This window comes from Salinicola acroporae (assembly GCF_003206615.1).
GTDB lineage: Bacteria > Pseudomonadota > Gammaproteobacteria > Pseudomonadales > Halomonadaceae > Salinicola > Salinicola acroporae.
In genome coordinates this window covers 366,036-384,157 of the sequence record NZ_PZJW01000002.1, presented here as the reverse complement: position 1 = coordinate 384,157, position 18,122 = coordinate 366,036, and the positions used below count along the sequence as shown (strand labels likewise).

Below are 18,122 nucleotides of genomic sequence, written 5' to 3'. Positions count from 1 at the left end.
AATTTAAGGCCGGTTAAATGCACAATCGAAAGAATGTTTTTCGGATTAGTCTAAAATGGAGGGCGTTGGTATTTACTAGCTTTTTGCTGCTGGCATTGGCAAGCCTTGTTGCATGGGTGAGCAATCACGCCTTGGTACAGCAATTTAGTCAATCTCAAAAATCGTTCTATGATCGCCAGCGGTATGAAGTATCCCTGACTTTACAAAGTTCGGCGGATGCCATGCGGCAAATAGCTAGCCTATTGGCATCTTCCCCCAGCCTGAGTCATGCCTTACTTGAGGGCGACGCCTCGGACATAGAATCGGCTTTATCACCTCAGTGGCCCACGCTCCAGTTAGATGCCGGACTCGATGACGTCAGTGTCTACGATAGCGATACTAAAAGTGTAATAACACTAGGGCAGGGACAGCCTGATAGTCAAGCCGCTGTAGATGCCGAATGGCTTGGACAGGTGATCAAAGAAGAAAAGCCAATGAAGAGGCTAGCCTGCTACCGAGAGTGTCGCCAATATGTGGCTGTTCCTGTGCTGGCAGAAGGCATGGACGCCGGCGTCATCATGGTTTCCCGTTCGCTTGCCGATGTGACTCGCTATATGCAAAGAAGCTCCGGTAGCGAAGTTGCGCTGTTAGTTACTGCCTCGGGGTTGACCAGATTTGCCAATGACAGGTTTTTGGAAAGCTGGAATGCGAATTTGATTGCCTTGACACATGAAGATACTAGCTGGCCGCTGCTTAAATCCATCGCTGGCGGTATAACGTTCTCCGAGGTTGATGGAAAGGTCGCTCGATATACCGAGGATAACAAGGTCTTTGAAGTCATTGCGATCCCCATCGATAAAGACAATCAGCAAGTGGGCGAAAAATCCGGATATTTCTTGCTGGTATCGGATGTTACGGCTCAGATAAATTCGATTTCCAGCACTACGCGTATGGTTCTTTTGATTGCACTGCTGGGTTGGTTGGCTTCGGAAGTGATTCTGTTCAGCATGTTGAAGAATCGAATGGATAGGCTAAGAATAATTAGTCGAAAGCTTCCCTTGTTAGCACAGCGACGATACGACGTGATGCGAGATTCGATGCCGCCAACGAAGGCCTTCTTCCTGGATGAGCTTGACGTTCTGGAGGGCACGGCAATCGAACTGGAAACCAAACTTGAGGGTATGGAGCAAGAGATAAACCTTCGGGGAGTCGAGCTGGAAAACCGTGTGAAGGAGCTGGCAAGAGAACGTGACTTCGTGTCAGGCCTTTTCAATACCGCTCAAGTTTTAATCGTAATTCATAACCGAAATGGTCATATCACCTTGACCAACCGGTTTTGCGAATGGCTAACAGGACAGTCGTCTGATCAGCTGTCTGATAATAAATTCCAGGATGTCTTTGCGGCAGACCTGGTTAATATTGATGAATTTTTTGATGGTGGTGGTCAACAGGAAAGCAAGTTAGTCTCGGGGGATGGCGAGATCAGAACCATCGTCTGGTATCACACTCCCCTGGAGACAGAAGATCGTGGTTCCCATCAGGAGCTCATTTCTGTCGGGGTGGATATTACCGAGCGAAAGCTGGCAGAAACGAGACTGCTCTGGTTGGCCAGTCGAGATTCTCTGACCGAGCTTTACAATCGACGGTTTTTTGAAGAAGCCTTGTCTCGCGCCGTTACACCCAGCTCGTTTGGCGCAGTTCTTTATCTTGATCTGGACCGCTTCAAGGAAGTTAACGAGACTAGCGGACATCAATCGGGCGATCAGTTGCTACGGTCAGTCGCAGCGGCCTTGTCGGAACTGGGGCGGGGTAATGTCGTGGCGCGTTTGGGAGGGGACGAGTTCGCTATTCTCCTCGAGCATGCATCCCAACAGAGTGCTGTCGATATGGCTCAGCGAATTGCGGACCATCTGGAACAGAAGACTCTGCATGTCGAGGGTCGTATCCATCGCGCCAGCGCCAGCATTGGTATTGCGCTCTATCCGGCTAACGGGGCTTTTCCCGATGAACTGATGGCCAACGCCGATTATGCGATGTACCAGGCGAAAGTCGATGCAGCGCAGCGTTGGTATCTCCTGTCTCCCGAGCAGCAGGGACGGGAGGAGATAAAACAGCGCGTTTATTGGGTAGAGATGATCCGCAATGCGCTACTCAATGACGATTTTGAACTCATGGTCCAGCCAATTTTTCGTTTGTTCGATTTCGACGTCCAACACTATGAGGTTCTACTCCGGCTAAGAGATGCCAACGGTGAAAACTTGTCTCCCGGTATTTTCATACCGGTCGCCGAGCAGAGTGGGCAAATCGTTGCGGTCGACAAATGGGTGTTATCGAATGGCATTCGCTTGATGTCTACGCTTGCCGACACCACGGCCAATTTGGCTATCAATTTATCAGGACAGTCTTTGCATGACGGTGACTTGACTGATTTCATGAAGCATGAGTTCTCGCGTCATGCGGTTGATCCTGCCCGGATCATCATCGAGGTCACCGAGACTGCAGCCGTGACCGATTTTGCCTCAGCGAGATGTGTATTGGAGAGCATCCGGGCTTTAGGTTGCAAGGTGGCGTTGGATGATTTTGGTGTTGGTTTTAGCAGTTTTCACTATCTGGGTCAGTTTCCTGCCGACTATATAAAAATAGATGGTTCGTTTATTCAAAAGCTTCCCGAGAGCGAAGAAAGCCAGTTGATAGTCAAGGCCATCGTGGATATCGCTAAGGGGATGGGCAAGAAAACTGTCGCGGAGTTTGTCGATAGGTCTGAGCTGTTGCCGTACCTTCGTGGATATGGTGTTGACTACGTTCAGGGGTTTTATCTGGGAAGGCCCACCACGATAGCGGATGCAGAATTTTATAAGGGATAAGGGGGCTGGAGTGGAGAATGATTTTTTTGATCTTTTTAGTGTCGTCTTTGCCGCGTCCGAAAGTGACCGCTCGCGGGTTTTTTCCCTCAGGCACAAAGTTTATTGTGAAGAGCTGGGTTATGAGCCTATTGACGCGAAGAACCGGATCGAACGGGACGAGTTCGATGGTCGATCTCTCCATTGCCTGATTGAGCACCGGGCGACAGGACTCTCCGCAGGATGTATGAGAATCGTGTTTCCCGATAACTGGGATGAGGGTGGCTATGGTCTACCAATCGAGGAACATTGTCGTGAACACGGGGTCGCTATAAAGCTCGACTCCAAGGTCCGGTCCGAGGATCTTTGCGAGATATCTCGCGTGGCGATCCCGAGCTATTTTCGGTCCAGCAGGGTTGAAGAAGCGGCGGTGGATGGGTTTGGGGAGTTCGTTTTCTCACAGCAGGAAAGGCGCTTTTTCCCGATGATTGGCGTTAGCCTTTTTTTATGTGCTACGGCATTTACCGGGCTGATAGGACGCTTTCACGTTCTTGCGATGATGGAAAATCGTTTCCAGAGGTTACTGGCGAGGTCGGGGATTCGCTTTTCCCAGGTATCCCAGCCAATCCATTTTCGGGGTGAGCGGGCGGCATTTTATATCGATCAGCGACATGCCGAGTATGGCATGCGAAGCTCGATTCTTCCCTTGTATCGCTCGATCCAGAAGGACTTGTCACGACAAATCATGGAGAAGGGCAGCGTTCCTGGCATTTTGGGTACCGGAACGCTGTGCAAGATATTGAACTGAGGCTTGCTGCCGTCGATCACAGCGATGTCATCATTGACAGCGGCGACGACCCGAATCGCCGCCGCCTGTCATGCTTCAGCCAATCGCTGCGGCGATCTTCTCGCCGAGGCTTCGGGTTGTGCCTTTCCCTTTCAGGTCTGGCGTGAGCGCCGATTTGTCATCACTGGCCAGGACTTGCTCGATCGCGCTGACCATCGCATCGCCCGCCTCCTTGTAGCCCAGGTGCTCTAGCATCATCGCGCCACACCAGATCTGGCCGATCGGGTTGGCGATACCCTTGCCGGCAATGTCCGGGGCGCTGCCGTGGACCGGTTCGAACAGGCTCGGGAACTTGCCCTCGGGATTGATATTCGCCGAGGGCGCGACACCGATAGTGCCGGTGCAGGCGGGGCCGAGGTCGGAGAGAATGTCGCCGAACAGGTTGCTGGCAACGACGACATCGAACCAGTCCGGGTGGAGCACGAAATTGGCGGTCAGGATGTCGATGTGGAACTGATCGACGCTGACGTTAGGATACTTCCCGGCCGTCGCTTTCACCCGCTCGTCCCAATACGGCATGGTGATCGAGATGCCGTTGGACTTGGTCGCGGAGGTGAGTTTCCGGCGCGGTCGACTCTGCGCCAGCTCGAAAGCGTATTTCAGCACCCGATCGACCCCGGTGCGTGTCATCACGGTCTCCTGCATGACCGTCTCACGATCGGTGCCTTCGAAGATCTTGCCACCGATGCTCGAATACTCACCCTCGGTATTTTCCCGCACCACGTAGAAGTCGATGTCACCGGGCTCGCGGTCGGCCAGCGGGCTCTTGATCCCTGGCATCAGGCGACAGGGCCGGAGGTTGATGTACTGATCGAAGTGGCGCCGGAACTGCAGCAGGGAGCCCCATAGCGAAATGTGGTCCGGCACCTTGTCCGGCCAGCCTACCGCGCCGTAGAAAATGGCATCGAAACCGGAGAGCGTCTCGAACCAGTCATCCGGCAGCATCTTGCCGTGCTCGAGATAGTAGTCGCAGCTGCCGAATTCGAAGTGCTCGAACTCGAGGCGGATATCAAAGCGTCTGGCGGCTGCCTCCAGCGCGCGCAGCCCCTCCGGAACCACCTCGGTGCCGATGCCGTCGCCGGCGATGACGGCGATCTTGTGGGTATTGGCTTTAACAGCGTTTTGAGCCATGACTGGCTTACCTCATGAAGTGGGTGAGTTGCTGGAAGAGCGCATCCGGCGCTTCCTCGGGAAGATAATGGCCACAGGGCAGGGCGCCACCCTCGACGCCGTGACTGGAAACCGCCCGCCATTCGCCTACGGCATCGAAGCAGCGCTCGATCACGCCGTGCTCGCCCCACCACACCGCCAGCGGAACCTGAAGATGCCGGCCGGCATCGCGGTCGGCGCGATCGTGCTCCAGGTCGATGGTGCGGGAGGCCCGATAGTCCTCGCACAGGCCATGGGCTGCCCCCGGGAGCGCCAGGCAGCGTTGATACTCGGCAATAGCGCGTGGGGCGAACGGGCCTAGCCCCGCATGGCGGCCCCCCATGATCCGGGTGACATAATCGCCGGGTGCGGCTTCGATCCAGGATTCCGGCAGCGGCCGGGGTTGAATCAGGAAGAACCAATGCCAGTAGGCCGTGGCGAAAACGAGATCGGTGGCTTCGTACATCGCCAACGTTGGCGCGATATCCAGCACCACCAGCTTGATCACCCGATCGGCGTGATCCAGCGCAAGTCGGTGTGCGACTCGTCCGCCGCGATCGTGCCCGCAGAGGAAGAACCGCTCGAACCCCAGCGCCCGCATGACCGCGACCTGATCATGTGCCATCCGGCGCTTGCTGTAGTTGAGGTGCTGTTCGTCTCCCTCCGGCTTGCCGGAATCCCCATAGCCGCGCAGGTCGTTCGCGACCACGGTGTAGTGCTCGGCGAGTCTGGGGGCGAGAAGATGCCAGATGACATGGGTCTGCGGATGGCCATGAAGCAACAGCAGCGCCGGGCCTGCGCCCCCGATCACGCCATGAATGGCGATGTTCGGTTCTACCTCGATATCGAATTCGCGAAATCCTTCGAACATCGGCCTGGCCTCGCTCCTGGGTTCGTGGGGTCGCCGAGATCAGTGTAGACGCTGCCGGATTCGGGATAATCCGGTTAAGATCGAAACCACTGTTGCGTTCAAGTGGAGAATTCGATGTCCGCGGTCGATGATCTGGCCTTCTTTCAGCGGGTCGCGCAGGCCGGCAGCTTGACCGGCGCGGCCCGGGAGCTGGGGCTGTCACTCTCGGCGGTCAGCAAGCGGCTGCAACAGCTCGAGCGACGCCTCGGCGTGTCGCTGGCGGCGCGAACGACGCGCCGGTTATCGCTGACAGCGGAGGGTGAGCGCTATCTGCAGCGCGGAGCGATGATCCTCGATGACCTGGGCGATCTGGAAAATTCGCTGCGGGACCAGGGCGCCGTGCTCTCTGGGCGACTGAGAATCAACGCCACCTTCGGCTTTGGCCGGCGTCATGTGGCACCGCTGATCTCGCGCTTTGCCTCGCGTCACCCTCAACTGGAACTGCTGCTGGAGCTGACCAGCTTTCCGGTCGGCCTCGACGAGCAGGGATTCGACATCAACATTCGGGTGGGCGAGCCCCCGGCGTCGCGCTGGATCGCCAGGCGGTTGCTAGCCAATCGCCGGATACTCTGTGCCGCACCCGGTTATCTGGCGAGCGCGCCCAGGCTCGAACGACTGGAGGACCTGGCTCACCACCGCTGCCTGATCGTGCGGGAGAATGATACCGATTACTCGCTATGGCGGTTCGAGGCTGCCGATGACACCCGCGCCCGGCGTGCCATTCGTGTCCATGGCCGGCTGGCGAGCAACGATGCCGAGGCGATGACGCGCATGGCGCTCGATGGCCACGGGGTATTGTTACGCTCCTGGTGGGACGTTCACGAGCATCTGGCAAGTGGCGAGCTGACGCAGGTGCTGCCGCAGTGGCGGGGGATCCGGGCGGATTTCCACCTGCTCTATGCCGAACGGGCTAGGGACAGTGCCCGGATTCGGCAGTTCGTCGATTTCATGATGGCCGAGATGGCGGGGCGAGTGCCGCCGCTGCCTTGATCGGAAGGACACGGCGCCAGGGGCCAATGCCAGACAGCCGGACAGGAAATGTCGGGGAAGATTTTTGCGTCGCGCCAGCGACGACACAAAGGGTGGACGCCAGGAATGGCAGGGCAAAAAAATGCCCACCAGGGGATGGTGGGCAAGTAAGGGATCATTCAAGGGAACACCTACTCAGAGTCGGCCCTGTTCCATTAGTTCCGGGCGAAGACAAAAAAATCGCCACGAATTTGTAACGGTTTTTTGCCATGTCAGCCCATGGCACGACGGCGCTCCCCGAGGTCCTGATCTACAACGAGAATTTTTCCCGCACCGCGTCCCAGGCCGGCTCGCCCCCGCGGGTCGTGACACCCTCCATCATGGCCTCGATGCGATCCGGATGGTCCTCGATCCAGGTCGTGGCGACCTCTTCCATCGGCTTCTCCTCCTGACCGTACTGCTTGATCATCCAGCTCTGCTCCTCGGCGGAAAACGAGAACTGGTCGAAGAAGGTCACCAGATTCGGGTTGGCCTCGGCGTAGTCGCTTGCCATCAGCGTGCGCACGTCGCTGGCACCGTTGCCCTCGCCGAACAGGTTCTTCGAGTCACTGAGGTAGTGCATCGGCAGCTCGAGGTTCATCCAGTGCGGTGTCCAGCCGACCCAGACGATGGGTTCCTCGTTGGCAATGTGGCTCTTGGCGGCGCTCAGCATGCCGACGGTGCTGGTGTCGACCAGGGTCCAGTCCCCCAGGCCCCAGGTATCGTCCTCGATCGCCTTGTTGAGGATTTCGCTGGCGGCGGAGCCGGCACCGAACCCGTAGATCTCGCCGTTGAACTCGTCGCGATGGGCGTCGAGATCGGCGAAGGAGGTGACCCCGCTGTCGTAGACATAGTCCGGCACCGCCAGCGTCATCTGTGCGCCGGTCACGTTGGTGGCCAGGCGGGTGATACTGCCATCGGCTTCCAGTGGCTCCAGCATCGGGTTCTGGGCTGGCAGCCAGGCGCCCAGGAAGACGTCCACGTCGCCGGAGTCCAGCCCCTGATAGATCACCTGCAGACCTATCTCCTGGGCCTTGCCCTGATAGCCCAGCGGCGCCAGCAACTGGCGGGCGATCTCGGTCTTCACGGTGATCCCGGGCCAGGACGGGACGCCGAAGTTGATGGCTTCGTCAGCCGCCACTGCCGAACCCGTGCCGGCCAGCATCACGCCGGCACTCATCATCAAACCGGTGGTCAGCGTCAGGGCGGAAATCGTCTGCGGTCGTTTCATTTGTTGTCTCCTGTCGTTCCCTAGTGGGCGTATGTCCCCTGGCCAGAATGTCCCGGGGATACACGCGGAAGAGCCGCCCGGTCATGCAGTGATGACGTCGGGCGGCTCGTATCAACGCCGTGCCGTGGGGTTCATCTCGACAGCACGCGCAGATGTGATTGCAGCATGTCCAGGTCGAGATAGGTGCCCTGGAGATGGCGCTTGCCGGTATTGGGGTCGAAGGCGTTGCGGCCGTGCAGCACGCGGCGGTTGTCGAAGGCGACCATCTGACCGGGTTCCAGCGTCAGTTCCACCCGGCCCTCGGGGCGACGCAGAATCTGCCACAACGCACGATAGGCGTCATACCACGCCTCGATTTGATCCGACGGCAGGCTCAAGGTGTCGCGAATCCAGTTGTTGAAGCGGATCTCGCGGGGGCGGCCTTCGCCATCCAGATCGATCACCGGCTCGCGCACGGCGATATCGTGGCCGTCGTCCTGGAAGCGGAAGTCGATGGGCGTTTCCGACAGTACCCGGAAGGCCTCGGGATTTTCCGCCCGCAGGGTCTCGGCGGCGGCGAAGCCGTCGGCAAAGCTGGACTCGCCGCCCTCGGCGTCGTTCTCCAGGCAGTAGAGCAACTGGATATCCGGCGGTTGGCGCCAGTTGGGCAGGTCGGTGTGCAGTTCGAGGCCGATCGCCGTATAGGCGGCATTGTTCGGATTGGGGACCGAGCGCACGTCGAACCGGCCGCCGAAGTTGGTCGAGCGCATCGGGCCGATGCTCTCGGCGATGCGTGAGACTTCCTCCAGCTCGCACGGCCCCTGGTCGAGCATGACCAGACCGTCACGCAGCAGGGCGTTGGCCCAGCGGCTGCGGCCGTCGCTGCCATCGACGAAGTCGGCATGGCTGACGTGGCTCGGCGTGAAGCGCGTCGGCCACGGCGTCGGTGTCGGCAGCAGCGTGGCGAGTTCCTGTCCGGGGCAGCGCTGATAGAGCCAGCCGGCATCGAAGCGCGACACGTGGCCATCCTGCCAGGTCAGCGTCAGTGCATTGGCACCGAACTCGAAAGAGGCCAGCGCGTCATCGCCGTCGAAGCGCTCCCACAGAGGGTCGTCCAGCAGCTTGTAAAGGCGCTCACGGGTCAGCGGGTGGCGGCACTGGTCGCAGGCGCAGTGGTCACGCAGCCACATCATCGGAAACTGGCCGGTACGGCCGTCGGACCAGGTCAGCGTCAGGCGACGTGCCTGGCGCGTCACGCTATCCAGCGTGGCGGCCGGCGCGCCACCGCCCTGGCGATAGCGGCGCAGTTCGGCCATATCGATGGGCGTCTGGCCCTGACGAGCAGTCAGAGCGTCGTTGAAGGCGCCTCCGGATGACAAAAGAGCGGATGACAAAAGGGCACTTCCTCGATGGCTGTCGCGGCCATCTTCGTTAGTAACGTGTGTTATTGCGTTTCACTAGGATGCGGATTGCTTCAGGCCATGACAAACGATTAATCTGGACGCTAAGGCCAAGCTTGGCTAATGACCGGCTTTGTCTATTAGCCCAACGGCTGATTTCGGTAACGCGATTGCAGCCAGCCCCCTTCCGCAAGACGCTTTCAGGAAACGAGATGTCCGAACTTCCCCCGGTACTGTGGTTGCAGGCGTTCGAGGCGGCAGCGCGAACGCTGAGCTTCACCGAGGCGGGGCGGGAGCTCGGTGTCACCCAGTCGGCGATCAGCCAGCGCATCCGGCTGCTGGAGGATCGCGTCGGGCAGTCGCTGTTCGTGCGCTATCCCCGCAGCCTGGCGCTGACCCCCGCCGGACAGGCGTGGTTGCCCAGCGTGCAGGGTGCCTTCACCCGTCTTGCCGAAGGCACTTCGGAAGTCTTCGGTCCCAGTCCGGGGGCACCAGTCACGCTGCGCGCCACGCCGGCCATGCAGCAGACCTGGCTGGCGCCGAGGCTGATCCACTTCCAGCGGATGCACCCAGAGATCACCCTGCGCCTGGTCAGTGCGATCTGGGCGGACGATTTCGGCGCCGAAGGGGCGGATCTGGAGATTCGCTACGGCCATGGCGACTGGAACGACGTGACGGCGGAGTGCCTGGGCGAAGAGCGGTTGCTGCCGGTCTGCTCGGCCGCGCTGGCGGCGGAACTGGAGACGCCCGAGGATCTCGCCGGCAAGACGCTGCTGCACGCGGCGGGATTCGCCGCCGGCTGGCCGCGCTGGCTGGTGGAAGCGGGGTTCGCCGGCCTCGAGCACCGGTGCCAGGCGATGATCTGCGATACCCACGTGACCACGCTGGCCCTGGCCTCCTACGGCGGCGGTATCGCGCTGTCGCATCGCCGCCTGCTCGAGGCCAGCCGCGATCTGGTGGCACCGTTCGAACTCGACATGCCGACCGACGAAGCCTTCTGGCTGGTCCGGCCCAGCCGTCGGCAGCTGCGGCCGGCGGCGGCGGCGCTGTGGGAGTGGCTCTCCCAGACCAGCGAGTCCCCGCCGTGAATCCGCGCCCGGAATCGCGGCGGGCGCTACACTATGCTGACGCAGCAGATTCTCACCGGAGGTGGACCATGCGCACGCTCTTCACGCCCGCCAAGCGCCGCAACACGCTGATCGCGACCTGTCTCGCGCTGATCGTGGCCAGCGCGACGCTGGTCAGCGCTCCCGTCGTCGCCGATGGCGTCTCCGTCGTCGATCCCCAGACCGGCCACCGCGTCAGGCTGCCGGACAACGACCGTGACGGACGCGCCGACTACGTGCCCAAGCGCCTGGATGTCCACGTCAGCCCCGGACTGACCTATCCGCGGGAAACGCGAGAACAGCGGCCCAGCGGTGGCGGCTCGATCTGCCACGGCAACGATGGCGGCTCGACCCTCTCCACCGCGCGGCGGAACTGCGACCCCAGTGCCCCGGCCGGCGATGGCGGCGCTCAGGATGCCCCCGGCGGCGGCGCCAGCTCGCCGTCGACACCGACTCGCCCCAGCTCCTCCTCGTCGACTCAGCTCAACTGAGCGAACCGCCTCAGCCGCGTCTGAAATACTCGCCAACCACGTCGACGACGCGGTCGATATCGGCCATCGAGACATCGCGGTGGGTGACGAAGCGCGGCGCGTAGAGCGCGCCGACCAGAATGTCGCGCGCTTTCAGCCAGGCGTGCAGGTCGGCCGGGTCGAGCGCCGCGCGAGTGAATTCGACGAACACCATGTTGGTGGCCTGTGCGGTCACCGTGATGCCGTCGATCTCCGCCAGGCCCGCCGCCAGACGCTCGGCCTTGGCGTGGTCTTCCACCAGCGGCGCGAGCTGATGCGCCAGCGCGTATTCGCACGCCGCCGCCAGCATGCCGACCTGACGCATGCCGCCGCCGACCACCTTGCGCCAGCGCCGCGCCGTCTCGATGAAATCGGCAGCCCCGACCAGTACCGATCCCGCCGGAGCCCCCAACCCTTTCGAGCAGCAGATCGAGATCGTATCGAAGGGCGAGCACAGCGATTTCAGGCTGGCACCGGTCGCCGCCGCCGCATTGCCGATTCGCGCCCCGTCCAAGTGAGTCGCCAGGCCGAAGCGCCTGGCCAGGGACGTGGCCGCTTCGACATAGCCGGCGTCCAGGACCTGGCCGTGGAAGGTGTTCTCCAGCGTCAGCAGGCGCGTGCGCGCGAAGTGTGGATCGATCGGTTTGACGGCGGCCTCGATCTTCTTCAGCGGCAAGGTGCCATCGGCCTCGTTCTCGATCGGCTGCGGCTGGATACCGCCCAGCACCGCGGCGCCACCGCCCTCCATGCGATAGGTGTGAGCCTGCTGGCCGACGATGTACTCGTCGCCGCGCTGGCAGTGGCTCAACAGCGCCACCAGATTGCTCTGGGTGCCGGAAGGGAAGAACAGTGCTGCCGCCTTGCCGGTGCGCTCGGCAGTATAGGCTTCCAGGCGCGCCACGCTCGGGTCGTCGCCCCAGACGTCGTCACCCAGCGGGGCGTCGAACATCACCTGGCGCATCGCCTCGCTGGGGCGGGTGACGGTATCGCTGCGGAGATCGATCATGGCATTTGGCCTTTTGCGCGGGGGACTTGAGTGGTTGAAGGATTGTAGCGGCAATGATGGCGCGTTGCGGAACCCAGGATTGTCATCGCCAGTGCCGATTTGTCTCGTCAGGAGGGCTGACGCATGATGCAGATCATCTTCGAGAACGTCTAAACGACAGGAGAGGCGCATGAAACAGTACGCCGTGGTGGCCTATGACTATACCGACGCCGAGGCGCTCGATCGCCGGCTGGCCAGTCGCGATGCGCATCTGGCAGGGGTTCGTGAACTGGCCAAACAGGGAAAGTTTCTCAGCGGCGGTGCGATCCTGAATGATGAAGGCAGGATGATCGGCTCCAATGCCCACTTCTGCTTCAGCGACCGGCAGGCGTTGGATGCCTGGCTCGAGAGCGAGCCCTATATGACCGGGCGGGTGTGGGAGCGCGTCGACATTCGCGAAGTGAAACTCTTCGATCCGAACGCCTGAGAACCATGACCGACGCTCAACTCCTGCCCGCGCAGGTTCGCCAGCTGCTAGAGACGGCGCCTCGCCAGACTCTGCCGCTGACCTACCAGCAACTCGCCGAGGCATTGGCCCTGCAACCGCCGCGCACCATCCAGCGTGTCGCCCAGGCACTGGAGAGCACGATGCGCGAGGATGCCCAGCATGGCCGGCCCTTTATCGCCGCAATGGTCGTCAGCCGCCGTGGGGAAGGGCTCCCGGCGCAGGGTTTCTTCGATCTCGCGGTGGATCTGGGGCGATTTCCCGCCGAGCCGTCACGGCAGGCCGAGGTCTGGCGGCAGGAGGTCGAGCGCGTGCTGGTGGCTATGGCGTAGGAGTCGTTGGGAGGCCAGCTTCCCGCGCCCATTCAAGGGCGTCTGCACCTGCGGGAATGCGCATCGGCGCGGCCGGATCGGTTGCCGCACGCCAGACCGCCTCGGCTACATCCCGCGCATAGGTGACCGGGCCCGATTCGTCGCTGATCCGGGCGATCGTCTGCTGAATCAGATCCGCGTAGTCAGCACTCTCCAGCCCGTGACGATGCGCGTTGTCACCGAACTGCGTCTCGGGCGAACGGCCCGGCAGCACCACGCGCACACCGATGCCGAACGGTGCAAGTTCGATAGCCAATGACGCCGAGAACGCATTCACCGCGGCCTTGCTGGCCGTATACATCGATAGCAGCGGCAATGCCTTGAGCGTGACGCTCGAGGTCACATTGATGATGGTGCCGGCGCCCCGAGCACGAAATTGCGGCAGGAAGGCTTGGGTCATCGCCATGGTACCGATGGTGTTGGTCTCGAACAGCGCACGTGCCAGGTCCGGGTCGGTGAGCTCGAACGGTGCGGCCGCGCCCACGCCGGCATTGTTGACCAGTACGTCGATCGGGCCGGCGGCGTCGACGGCCGCGGCTATGCTGGCGGGATCGGTCACGTCGAGTGCAAGCACGCGTAGACGATCGGAGGTCGGTAATACATCCGCGCGCGGCGTGCGCATGGTGGCGATGACATGCCAGTCGCGCTCGAGAAAATACCGCGCGATCTCCAAGCCGAAACCGGACGAACAACCCGTGATCAGAACCGTCTTCATGGGAACTCCTTTGATCCGAACATTGAGCCACACACGATAGGCGTCACTGACCGCACTCACTACAATCCATAATCCAAATTTCATTGGCGAGAGTCCGATCATGATCGATCCGTTGGCCGAGGTGGTTTCCCTGCTGCAGCCCAGCATGCGGTTTTCCAAGCTGATCGTCGGTTGCGGGCCTTGGCGCGTGCGCCGCAGTGATCCGGGCGACTTGTTCTATTGCGTCGTGCTGGAAGGCGAGTGCCTCTCCTCCCCCGGTGCCGGGGAACCGATCCATCTCACTGCCGGTGATTTCCTGCTGGCCCCATCGGCGCAGGACATCGTCGCGTCCAGTCATCCGCCACCGCCACTCGATGTCGAGAACTGGCCGGTCGCCATCGGCGACGGCGTATTCCGGCTCGGCGCGGCGGATGCGGCGCCCGATGTGCGCATGCTGATCGGCCATTGTCATTTCGAATCGCCCGACGCGGCGTTGCTGGTCTCGCTGTTGCCGCAACGCGTGCATATTCGCGATCAGCGGCGACTGGCGATGCTGGTCAAGCTTGTCAGCGAAGAGTCGCGCGCCGATCGGCCGGCGCGCGATATGGTGCTGTCGCGGCTGCTGGAAGTATTGATGATCGAAGCGCTGCGAGTCACCGGAGAAACAGCGGCCTCGCCCGGCCTGGTGCTCGGGCTCGCCGATAATCGCCTGGCGAACGCGATACGCGCCATGCACGCCGAGCCGACACACGCGTGGACGGTGGCAGAATTGGCGCGGCAGGCGGCGTTGTCACGGTCGGCTTTCTTCGAGCGCTTCAAGCAGACGGTCGGCCTTGCGCCGATGGCGTATCTGCTCGCCTGGCGCATGGCGCTGGCCAAGCGAATGTTGAGAAACGATCAGAGTCGTATCGCCGATGTTGCCGAGCGGGTTGGCTACAGTTCGGCGAGCACCTTCAGCGTTGCCTTCACGCGCCACGTTGGCACGCCGCCGACGCGGTACGCCAATGACATAAAGCCGCTAGAAGCGAAATCAGATCAGTCGTCACAGGATCAGGGTCAGTGACGACCTTGGACTGCTTACGGACAAAAGTTGGATGCTTACATCGGGCGCCATCCAATGACTCGCAAAAACACTACCGGCTCGGCGCTTCTTCGATTTCGCGGTAGAGCTAGGGCGGTTCCCCACCGATCCGGCGCAATATGCCAAGGCCTAGCGGGAGGAGTTCGAGCGCGTGTTGGCGGCGATGAAGTAGAGAACTGCGGCAAACACTCCTTCCCCAGCCGAGGTGCGGGTCAGTCGTCCTTTGTGCTGATCGCCGGCAGTTCCATCAATAGCGGCCCACCGGCCAGCGCCTGCTGCAGGCGGGTGGCGAGGAGTTCCAGGATGGCATCGTTCTCGCCCACCAGCCGGGTCGTCACGACGTTCAGGCCAGGGGCGCGAGACATCGCCTGGGCGCAGATCTCGGCGATATCGCCGCCTTCACCGGCGTCTCGGCCCGGCGAAAGAAACAGCATCGAGAGGATCACGTCGCCGTCGGCCAGGGCCGGCGAAGCCAGCAACGTCTCCAGCAGCGGCTCGTTGAAGCGATAGGCGCCGTCCCACGGCGTATCGAACATGATCCGGCGCATCTCTGCGCTGGGGCGGGGGATGGTGTCGCCGCGAAGGTCGCTCATGAAGTTGGCCTTGTCATGAGAGTGATCGGCGTCGATATGTTACTGCTGGTTGGGTCACGATAGCTGGCGGTCAATCGAAGTAGGGTTTCAGCACTGTCTCGATCCAATGCATGAAGACTCTGACGCGCTGCGACAGATTACGCCGATGGGCCACGACGAGCGACGCGGCGAGAGGCTCGGGGCGCAGATCTGGCAGAACCTCTATTAGCGCACCCCGTTGGATGTGATGCGCGAGCGACAAATATCCCGCCTGGATCAATCCCATCCCCGCCAGTCCAGCCGCGTGATAGGTCTGCACACTATTGACGTGTATCGCGCTTGGCAGCGTAAGCGTCGCATAGCTGGAGCCGTCCGGATATTCCCATCCGGCAAGCCGGGTACCGAGCGTTTGGGTATAGTGAATCATCCGATGACCCTGGCTTTGCAGGTCATCGAGCGTGTTTGGCATGCCGTAGTCCGCGAGATAGCCAGGGCTCGCAGCATTGATCATGCGCAGCTTGCCAAGTGGCCGAGCCACCAGCGTCTCATCGATGATCGGGCCCAGGCGGATCACGCAATCGAATCCTTCCTCGACGAGATCGACACGCCGGTCCGTGCTGGAAAGTTCCAGTTCCAACTCGGGGTGCGTTTCCATCAGTTGAGGTAATGCGGGTATCACGACGCTTTGCGCCAATTCGGTTGGCATGTCGACCCGCAGTCTCCCCCGTAGAAGCCCCGCTTGATCTGCGAACATTGACTGTAATTCTTGTACTTCGGCCAGCAGGTCGCGTGCACGTGAATAGAAGGCGCGTCCCTCTTCAGTCAGTTGGACCCGCCGCGTGGTCCGATGCAGGAGAGTCGCGCCGACATCCCGCTCGAGTTCACGAATCGCCGTTGAAACACGCCCCTTTTGAATACCCAGGCTCTCGGCGGCACGAGTGAAGCTCGTCATTTCGGCGACACGGGAAAAGATCAAAAGGGCGTCGAGATTCTTCATTGTTCACCAAAAGTGTAACAGTGCGTTCTATTCCGCGTAATTTATAACTCCGTGGCGACACAGTAAATTCATTTTCCATATTGTCCCTGAAGGACGATGAAATGGAGAGAGCCGACATGACGCAACGAACACCATCGACTAACACAGTCGTCGTCTACCACTCTGGCTATGGACATACCGAGCGTATGGCGAAAGCTATTGCTGAAGGCGCCGATGCCGTGCTGGTTGCGATCGATCCCGACGGCAACATCGACGATAAAGCCTGGGATACGCTGGCCGAGGCAGATGCGATTTTGTTTGGCTCCCCCACCTATATGGGCGGTCCAAGCTGGCAGTTCAAGAAGTTCGCGGATACCTCATCGAAGCCGTGGTTCGAAGGTCGGTGGCAAAACAAGATCTTCGGCGGCTTCACTAACAGTGCCAGTGTCAACGGCGACAAGCTGAATACGCTGGAATACTTCTTTCTGTTAGCCGGGCAGCACGGCGGCATTTGGGTCAGCATGGATATCAAACCGGCCAACGTGAAGGCCTCGAAGCGAGATGATCTCAATCGTATGGGCTCCTATATCGGGCCCATGGCGCAGACGCCTGCCGACGCGTCACCTCAAGAGATGTCGCCTGGGGATCTCGAGACGGCACGCTGCTATGGCGCGCGCGTCGCTCTGATCGCCGGGCAGTTCAAGGCAGGAAAATACTCTAGCCACTGAAATCCGTGGCGCTGTCTGAAAAGTCGGCGAGCGCAGGTTTTTTTCATAAAAGGCTAGTGCGCGGGCTGCGAGAGAGAGAGTGGGCTCTTGGGTGTTTGTTCAGCCCATCCAGAGGGAAAAGATCATGAAGTATAAGCAACTGGGCCGCACCGGCCTGTATGTATCCGAGCTGTGCCTCGGCACCATGACGTTGGGCGGCAACGCCGATGCCGGCATGTGGAAGTCGATCGGTGCGGTCAGGCAAAACGAGGCGAACCAGTTGATCGAGCGCGCGCTGGCCGAGGGAGTCAACTTCATCGATACCGCCGATATCTACTCCTTTGGCCAATCTGAACGTGTTGTCGGGCAGGCGCTGAGAGACCTCGGCGTACCCCGTAGCGACGTCGTGTTGGCGACGAAGGCTGGCGGTGTGATGGGCCCGAAGCCCAACCAACAGGGGGCGTCTCGCGGGCATATCATCGATTCGGTGCAGCAAAGCCTGGAACGGCTGCAGGTGGACCATATTGATCTTTACCAGATTCACGCCAGCGATCCTGTCACGCCAATCGAAGAAACGCTGCATGCCCTCGACGATCTCATCCGACAGGGGCTGGTTCGGTACGTCGGCGTCTCGAATTGGCGCGCTGGAAAGATCGGTAAAGCGCTCGGGTTGAGTGCTGCACTTCATGCCACGCGTTTCGAGACGGTCCAGGCTTATTATTCGATCGCCGGGCGTGACGTTGAACGTGACCTGGTGCCACTCGTGACCGAGGAGCAAATGGGGCTGCTGGTCTGGTCGCCACTGGCTGGCGGTTTATTGTCTGGAAAATTCGGCCCCGGGGCGCCCACCGAAGAAGGTTCACGACGTAGTCATTTCGATTTTCCCCCGGTCAATCTTGATCGCGCCTGGCCGTGTGTTGCCGAAATGCGTGCGATCGCCGACGCGCGGGGCATTTCGGTCGCTCGGACCGCGCTCGCCTGGTTACTCGCCAAGCCGCATGTCACCAGTGTCATTATCGGCGCCAAGCGAGTCGGACAGCTCGAAGATAATCTCGGCGCGGTCGATGTCGTTCTCACCGAGGAGGAGCTTGCCCGGCTTGAGGCCGTAAGTGCGCTACCTCCCGAGTATCCCGGTTGGATGATCGATCATCAGGACGCGACTAGGTACCCGCAACCTTTTACGCCTGTCGCGTCGAACTAGCATCGGCTTCTGTACCTTCGACATTGTCAGGCATCACCACGCTCTGCATCGAAGGCAATACACCCGCAGCGA

The 18,122-nt window shown here is 60.7% G+C and carries 18 protein-coding genes; 10 read left to right on the top strand and 8 right to left on the bottom strand.

Translation table 11 applies throughout. The annotated features are described in order from the left end of the window. Positions 1-17 precede the first annotated feature (17 nt). Positions 18-2,843: a bifunctional diguanylate cyclase/phosphodiesterase gene (locus DOM54_RS02930; RefSeq protein ID WP_110714893.1), complete on the top strand. Its 2,826-nt coding sequence runs from the start codon at positions 18-20 to the stop codon at positions 2,841-2,843. A gap of 10 nt (positions 2,844-2,853) precedes the next feature. After that, positions 2,854-3,627 (top strand): PEP-CTERM/exosortase system-associated acyltransferase, encoded by a 774-nt coding sequence (locus DOM54_RS02925; RefSeq protein WP_206018986.1) that lies wholly within the window; start codon positions 2,854-2,856, stop codon positions 3,625-3,627. 75 nt (positions 3,628-3,702) lie between these two features. On the opposite strand, the gene DOM54_RS02920 is transcribed toward DOM54_RS02925, so the two are convergent. Together DOM54_RS02920 and DOM54_RS02915 are read right to left on the bottom strand one after the other, a co-directional pair. Further along, positions 3,703-4,797 (bottom strand): tartrate dehydrogenase, encoded by a 1,095-nt coding sequence (locus DOM54_RS02920; protein ID WP_110714891.1) that lies wholly within the window; start codon positions 4,795-4,797, stop codon positions 3,703-3,705. A 7-nt stretch (positions 4,798-4,804) separates the two neighbouring features. Continuing rightward, entirely contained in the window at positions 4,805-5,686 is an 882-nt protein-coding gene (locus DOM54_RS02915; protein WP_110714890.1) for an alpha/beta fold hydrolase, read from the bottom strand. 114 nt (positions 5,687-5,800) lie between these two features. Here DOM54_RS02915 and DOM54_RS02910 point away from each other — a divergent pair, with 114 nt between their 5' ends. Further along, on the top strand, positions 5,801-6,715 hold the full coding sequence (locus DOM54_RS02910) for a LysR family transcriptional regulator (protein ID WP_110714889.1): 915 nt from the start codon (positions 5,801-5,803) through the stop codon (positions 6,713-6,715). 289 nt (positions 6,716-7,004) lie between these two features. On the opposite strand, the gene DOM54_RS02905 is transcribed toward DOM54_RS02910, so the two are convergent. Beyond that, complete coding sequence (locus DOM54_RS02905; protein ID WP_420852726.1) at positions 7,005-7,964, bottom strand: ABC transporter substrate-binding protein; 960 nt, start codon at positions 7,962-7,964, stop codon at positions 7,005-7,007. Positions 7,965-8,095: 131 nt separating this feature from the next. After that, positions 8,096-9,337 (bottom strand): TauD/TfdA family dioxygenase, encoded by a 1,242-nt coding sequence (locus DOM54_RS02900; RefSeq protein ID WP_240613737.1) that lies wholly within the window; start codon positions 9,335-9,337, stop codon positions 8,096-8,098. 218 nt (positions 9,338-9,555) lie between these two features. On the opposite strand from DOM54_RS02900, the gene DOM54_RS02895 reads away from it, so the two are divergent. After that, positions 9,556-10,431 carry a LysR substrate-binding domain-containing protein gene (locus DOM54_RS02895; RefSeq protein ID WP_110714888.1) on the top strand — a complete coding sequence of 292 codons (876 nt, stop codon included), beginning with the start codon at positions 9,556-9,558 and terminating at the stop codon, positions 10,429-10,431. A gap of 68 nt (positions 10,432-10,499) precedes the next feature. Continuing rightward, complete coding sequence (locus tag DOM54_RS02890; protein WP_110714887.1) at positions 10,500-10,940, top strand: hypothetical protein; 441 nt, start codon at positions 10,500-10,502, stop codon at positions 10,938-10,940. Positions 10,941-10,950: 10 nt separating this feature from the next. Here DOM54_RS02890 and ltaE read toward each other — a convergent pair whose 3' ends face one another. After that, entirely contained in the window at positions 10,951-11,964 is a 1,014-nt protein-coding gene (ltaE, locus tag DOM54_RS02885) for a low-specificity L-threonine aldolase (RefSeq protein WP_110714886.1), read from the bottom strand. A 169-nt stretch (positions 11,965-12,133) separates the two neighbouring features. On the opposite strand from ltaE, the gene DOM54_RS02880 reads away from it, so the two are divergent. Together DOM54_RS02880 and DOM54_RS02875 are read left to right on the top strand one after the other, a co-directional pair. Further along, positions 12,134-12,430 (top strand): YciI family protein, encoded by a 297-nt coding sequence (locus DOM54_RS02880; protein ID WP_110714885.1) that lies wholly within the window; start codon positions 12,134-12,136, stop codon positions 12,428-12,430. A gap of 5 nt (positions 12,431-12,435) precedes the next feature. After that, positions 12,436-12,780 (top strand): hypothetical protein, encoded by a 345-nt coding sequence (locus DOM54_RS02875; RefSeq protein ID WP_110714884.1) that lies wholly within the window; start codon positions 12,436-12,438, stop codon positions 12,778-12,780. Here DOM54_RS02875 and DOM54_RS02870 read toward each other — a convergent pair. Next, positions 12,770-13,534: an SDR family oxidoreductase gene (locus DOM54_RS02870; RefSeq protein ID WP_110714883.1), complete on the bottom strand. Its 765-nt coding sequence runs from the start codon at positions 13,532-13,534 to the stop codon at positions 12,770-12,772. The genes DOM54_RS02875 and DOM54_RS02870 overlap by 11 nt on opposite strands. A 100-nt stretch (positions 13,535-13,634) precedes the next feature. Here DOM54_RS02870 and DOM54_RS02865 point away from each other — a divergent pair, with 100 nt between their 5' ends. Beyond that, on the top strand, positions 13,635-14,576 hold the full coding sequence (locus DOM54_RS02865; protein WP_110714882.1) for an AraC family transcriptional regulator: 942 nt from the start codon (positions 13,635-13,637) through the stop codon (positions 14,574-14,576). Positions 14,577-14,806: 230 nt separating this feature from the next. Here DOM54_RS02865 and DOM54_RS02860 read toward each other — a convergent pair whose 3' ends face one another. After that, entirely contained in the window at positions 14,807-15,187 is a 381-nt protein-coding gene (locus DOM54_RS02860) for a sirohydrochlorin chelatase (protein WP_206018985.1), read from the bottom strand. A 70-nt stretch (positions 15,188-15,257) separates the two neighbouring features. Then, positions 15,258-16,163, bottom strand: coding sequence for a LysR family transcriptional regulator (locus DOM54_RS02855; protein ID WP_110714881.1), 906 nt, complete (start codon positions 16,161-16,163; stop codon positions 15,258-15,260). A 116-nt stretch (positions 16,164-16,279) separates the two neighbouring features. Between DOM54_RS02855 and DOM54_RS02850 the strand changes: the two genes are divergently transcribed. Both DOM54_RS02850 and DOM54_RS02845 read left to right on the top strand, forming a co-directional pair. Continuing rightward, positions 16,280-16,870, top strand: coding sequence for a flavodoxin family protein (locus tag DOM54_RS02850; protein ID WP_110715104.1), 591 nt, complete (start codon positions 16,280-16,282; stop codon positions 16,868-16,870). Between the two features lie 124 nt (positions 16,871-16,994). Next, positions 16,995-18,050 carry an aldo/keto reductase gene (locus DOM54_RS02845; protein ID WP_110714880.1) on the top strand — a complete coding sequence of 352 codons (1,056 nt, stop codon included), beginning with the start codon at positions 16,995-16,997 and terminating at the stop codon, positions 18,048-18,050. The last annotated feature ends 72 nt before the right edge of the window (positions 18,051-18,122 follow it).

Coding starts and splice junctions, on each gene's coding strand:
- DOM54_RS02865 (WP_110714882.1), top strand. CDS start 13,635: ATGATCGATCCGTTGGCCGAGGTGGTTTCCCTGCTGCAGCCCAGCATG.
- DOM54_RS02920 (WP_110714891.1), bottom strand. CDS start 4,797: ATGGCTCAAAACGCTGTTAAAGCCAATACCCACAAGATCGCCGTCATC.
- DOM54_RS02845 (WP_110714880.1), top strand. CDS start 16,995: ATGAAGTATAAGCAACTGGGCCGCACCGGCCTGTATGTATCCGAGCTG.
- ltaE (WP_110714886.1), bottom strand. CDS start 11,964: ATGATCGATCTCCGCAGCGATACCGTCACCCGCCCCAGCGAGGCGATG.
- DOM54_RS02890 (WP_110714887.1), top strand. CDS start 10,500: ATGCGCACGCTCTTCACGCCCGCCAAGCGCCGCAACACGCTGATCGCG.
- DOM54_RS02910 (WP_110714889.1), top strand. CDS start 5,801: ATGTCCGCGGTCGATGATCTGGCCTTCTTTCAGCGGGTCGCGCAGGCC.
- DOM54_RS02870 (WP_110714883.1), bottom strand. CDS start 13,534: ATGAAGACGGTTCTGATCACGGGTTGTTCGTCCGGTTTCGGCTTGGAG.
- DOM54_RS02930 (WP_110714893.1), top strand. CDS start 18: ATGCACAATCGAAAGAATGTTTTTCGGATTAGTCTAAAATGGAGGGCG.
- DOM54_RS02915 (WP_110714890.1), bottom strand. CDS start 5,686: ATGTTCGAAGGATTTCGCGAATTCGATATCGAGGTAGAACCGAACATC.
- DOM54_RS02905 (WP_420852726.1), bottom strand. CDS start 7,964: ATGAAACGACCGCAGACGATTTCCGCCCTGACGCTGACCACCGGTTTG.
- DOM54_RS02860 (WP_206018985.1), bottom strand. CDS start 15,187: ATGAGCGACCTTCGCGGCGACACCATCCCCCGCCCCAGCGCAGAGATG.
- DOM54_RS02850 (WP_110715104.1), top strand. CDS start 16,280: ATGACGCAACGAACACCATCGACTAACACAGTCGTCGTCTACCACTCT.
- DOM54_RS02880 (WP_110714885.1), top strand. CDS start 12,134: ATGAAACAGTACGCCGTGGTGGCCTATGACTATACCGACGCCGAGGCG.
- DOM54_RS02855 (WP_110714881.1), bottom strand. CDS start 16,163: ATGAAGAATCTCGACGCCCTTTTGATCTTTTCCCGTGTCGCCGAAATG.
- DOM54_RS02895 (WP_110714888.1), top strand. CDS start 9,556: ATGTCCGAACTTCCCCCGGTACTGTGGTTGCAGGCGTTCGAGGCGGCA.
- DOM54_RS02875 (WP_110714884.1), top strand. CDS start 12,436: ATGACCGACGCTCAACTCCTGCCCGCGCAGGTTCGCCAGCTGCTAGAG.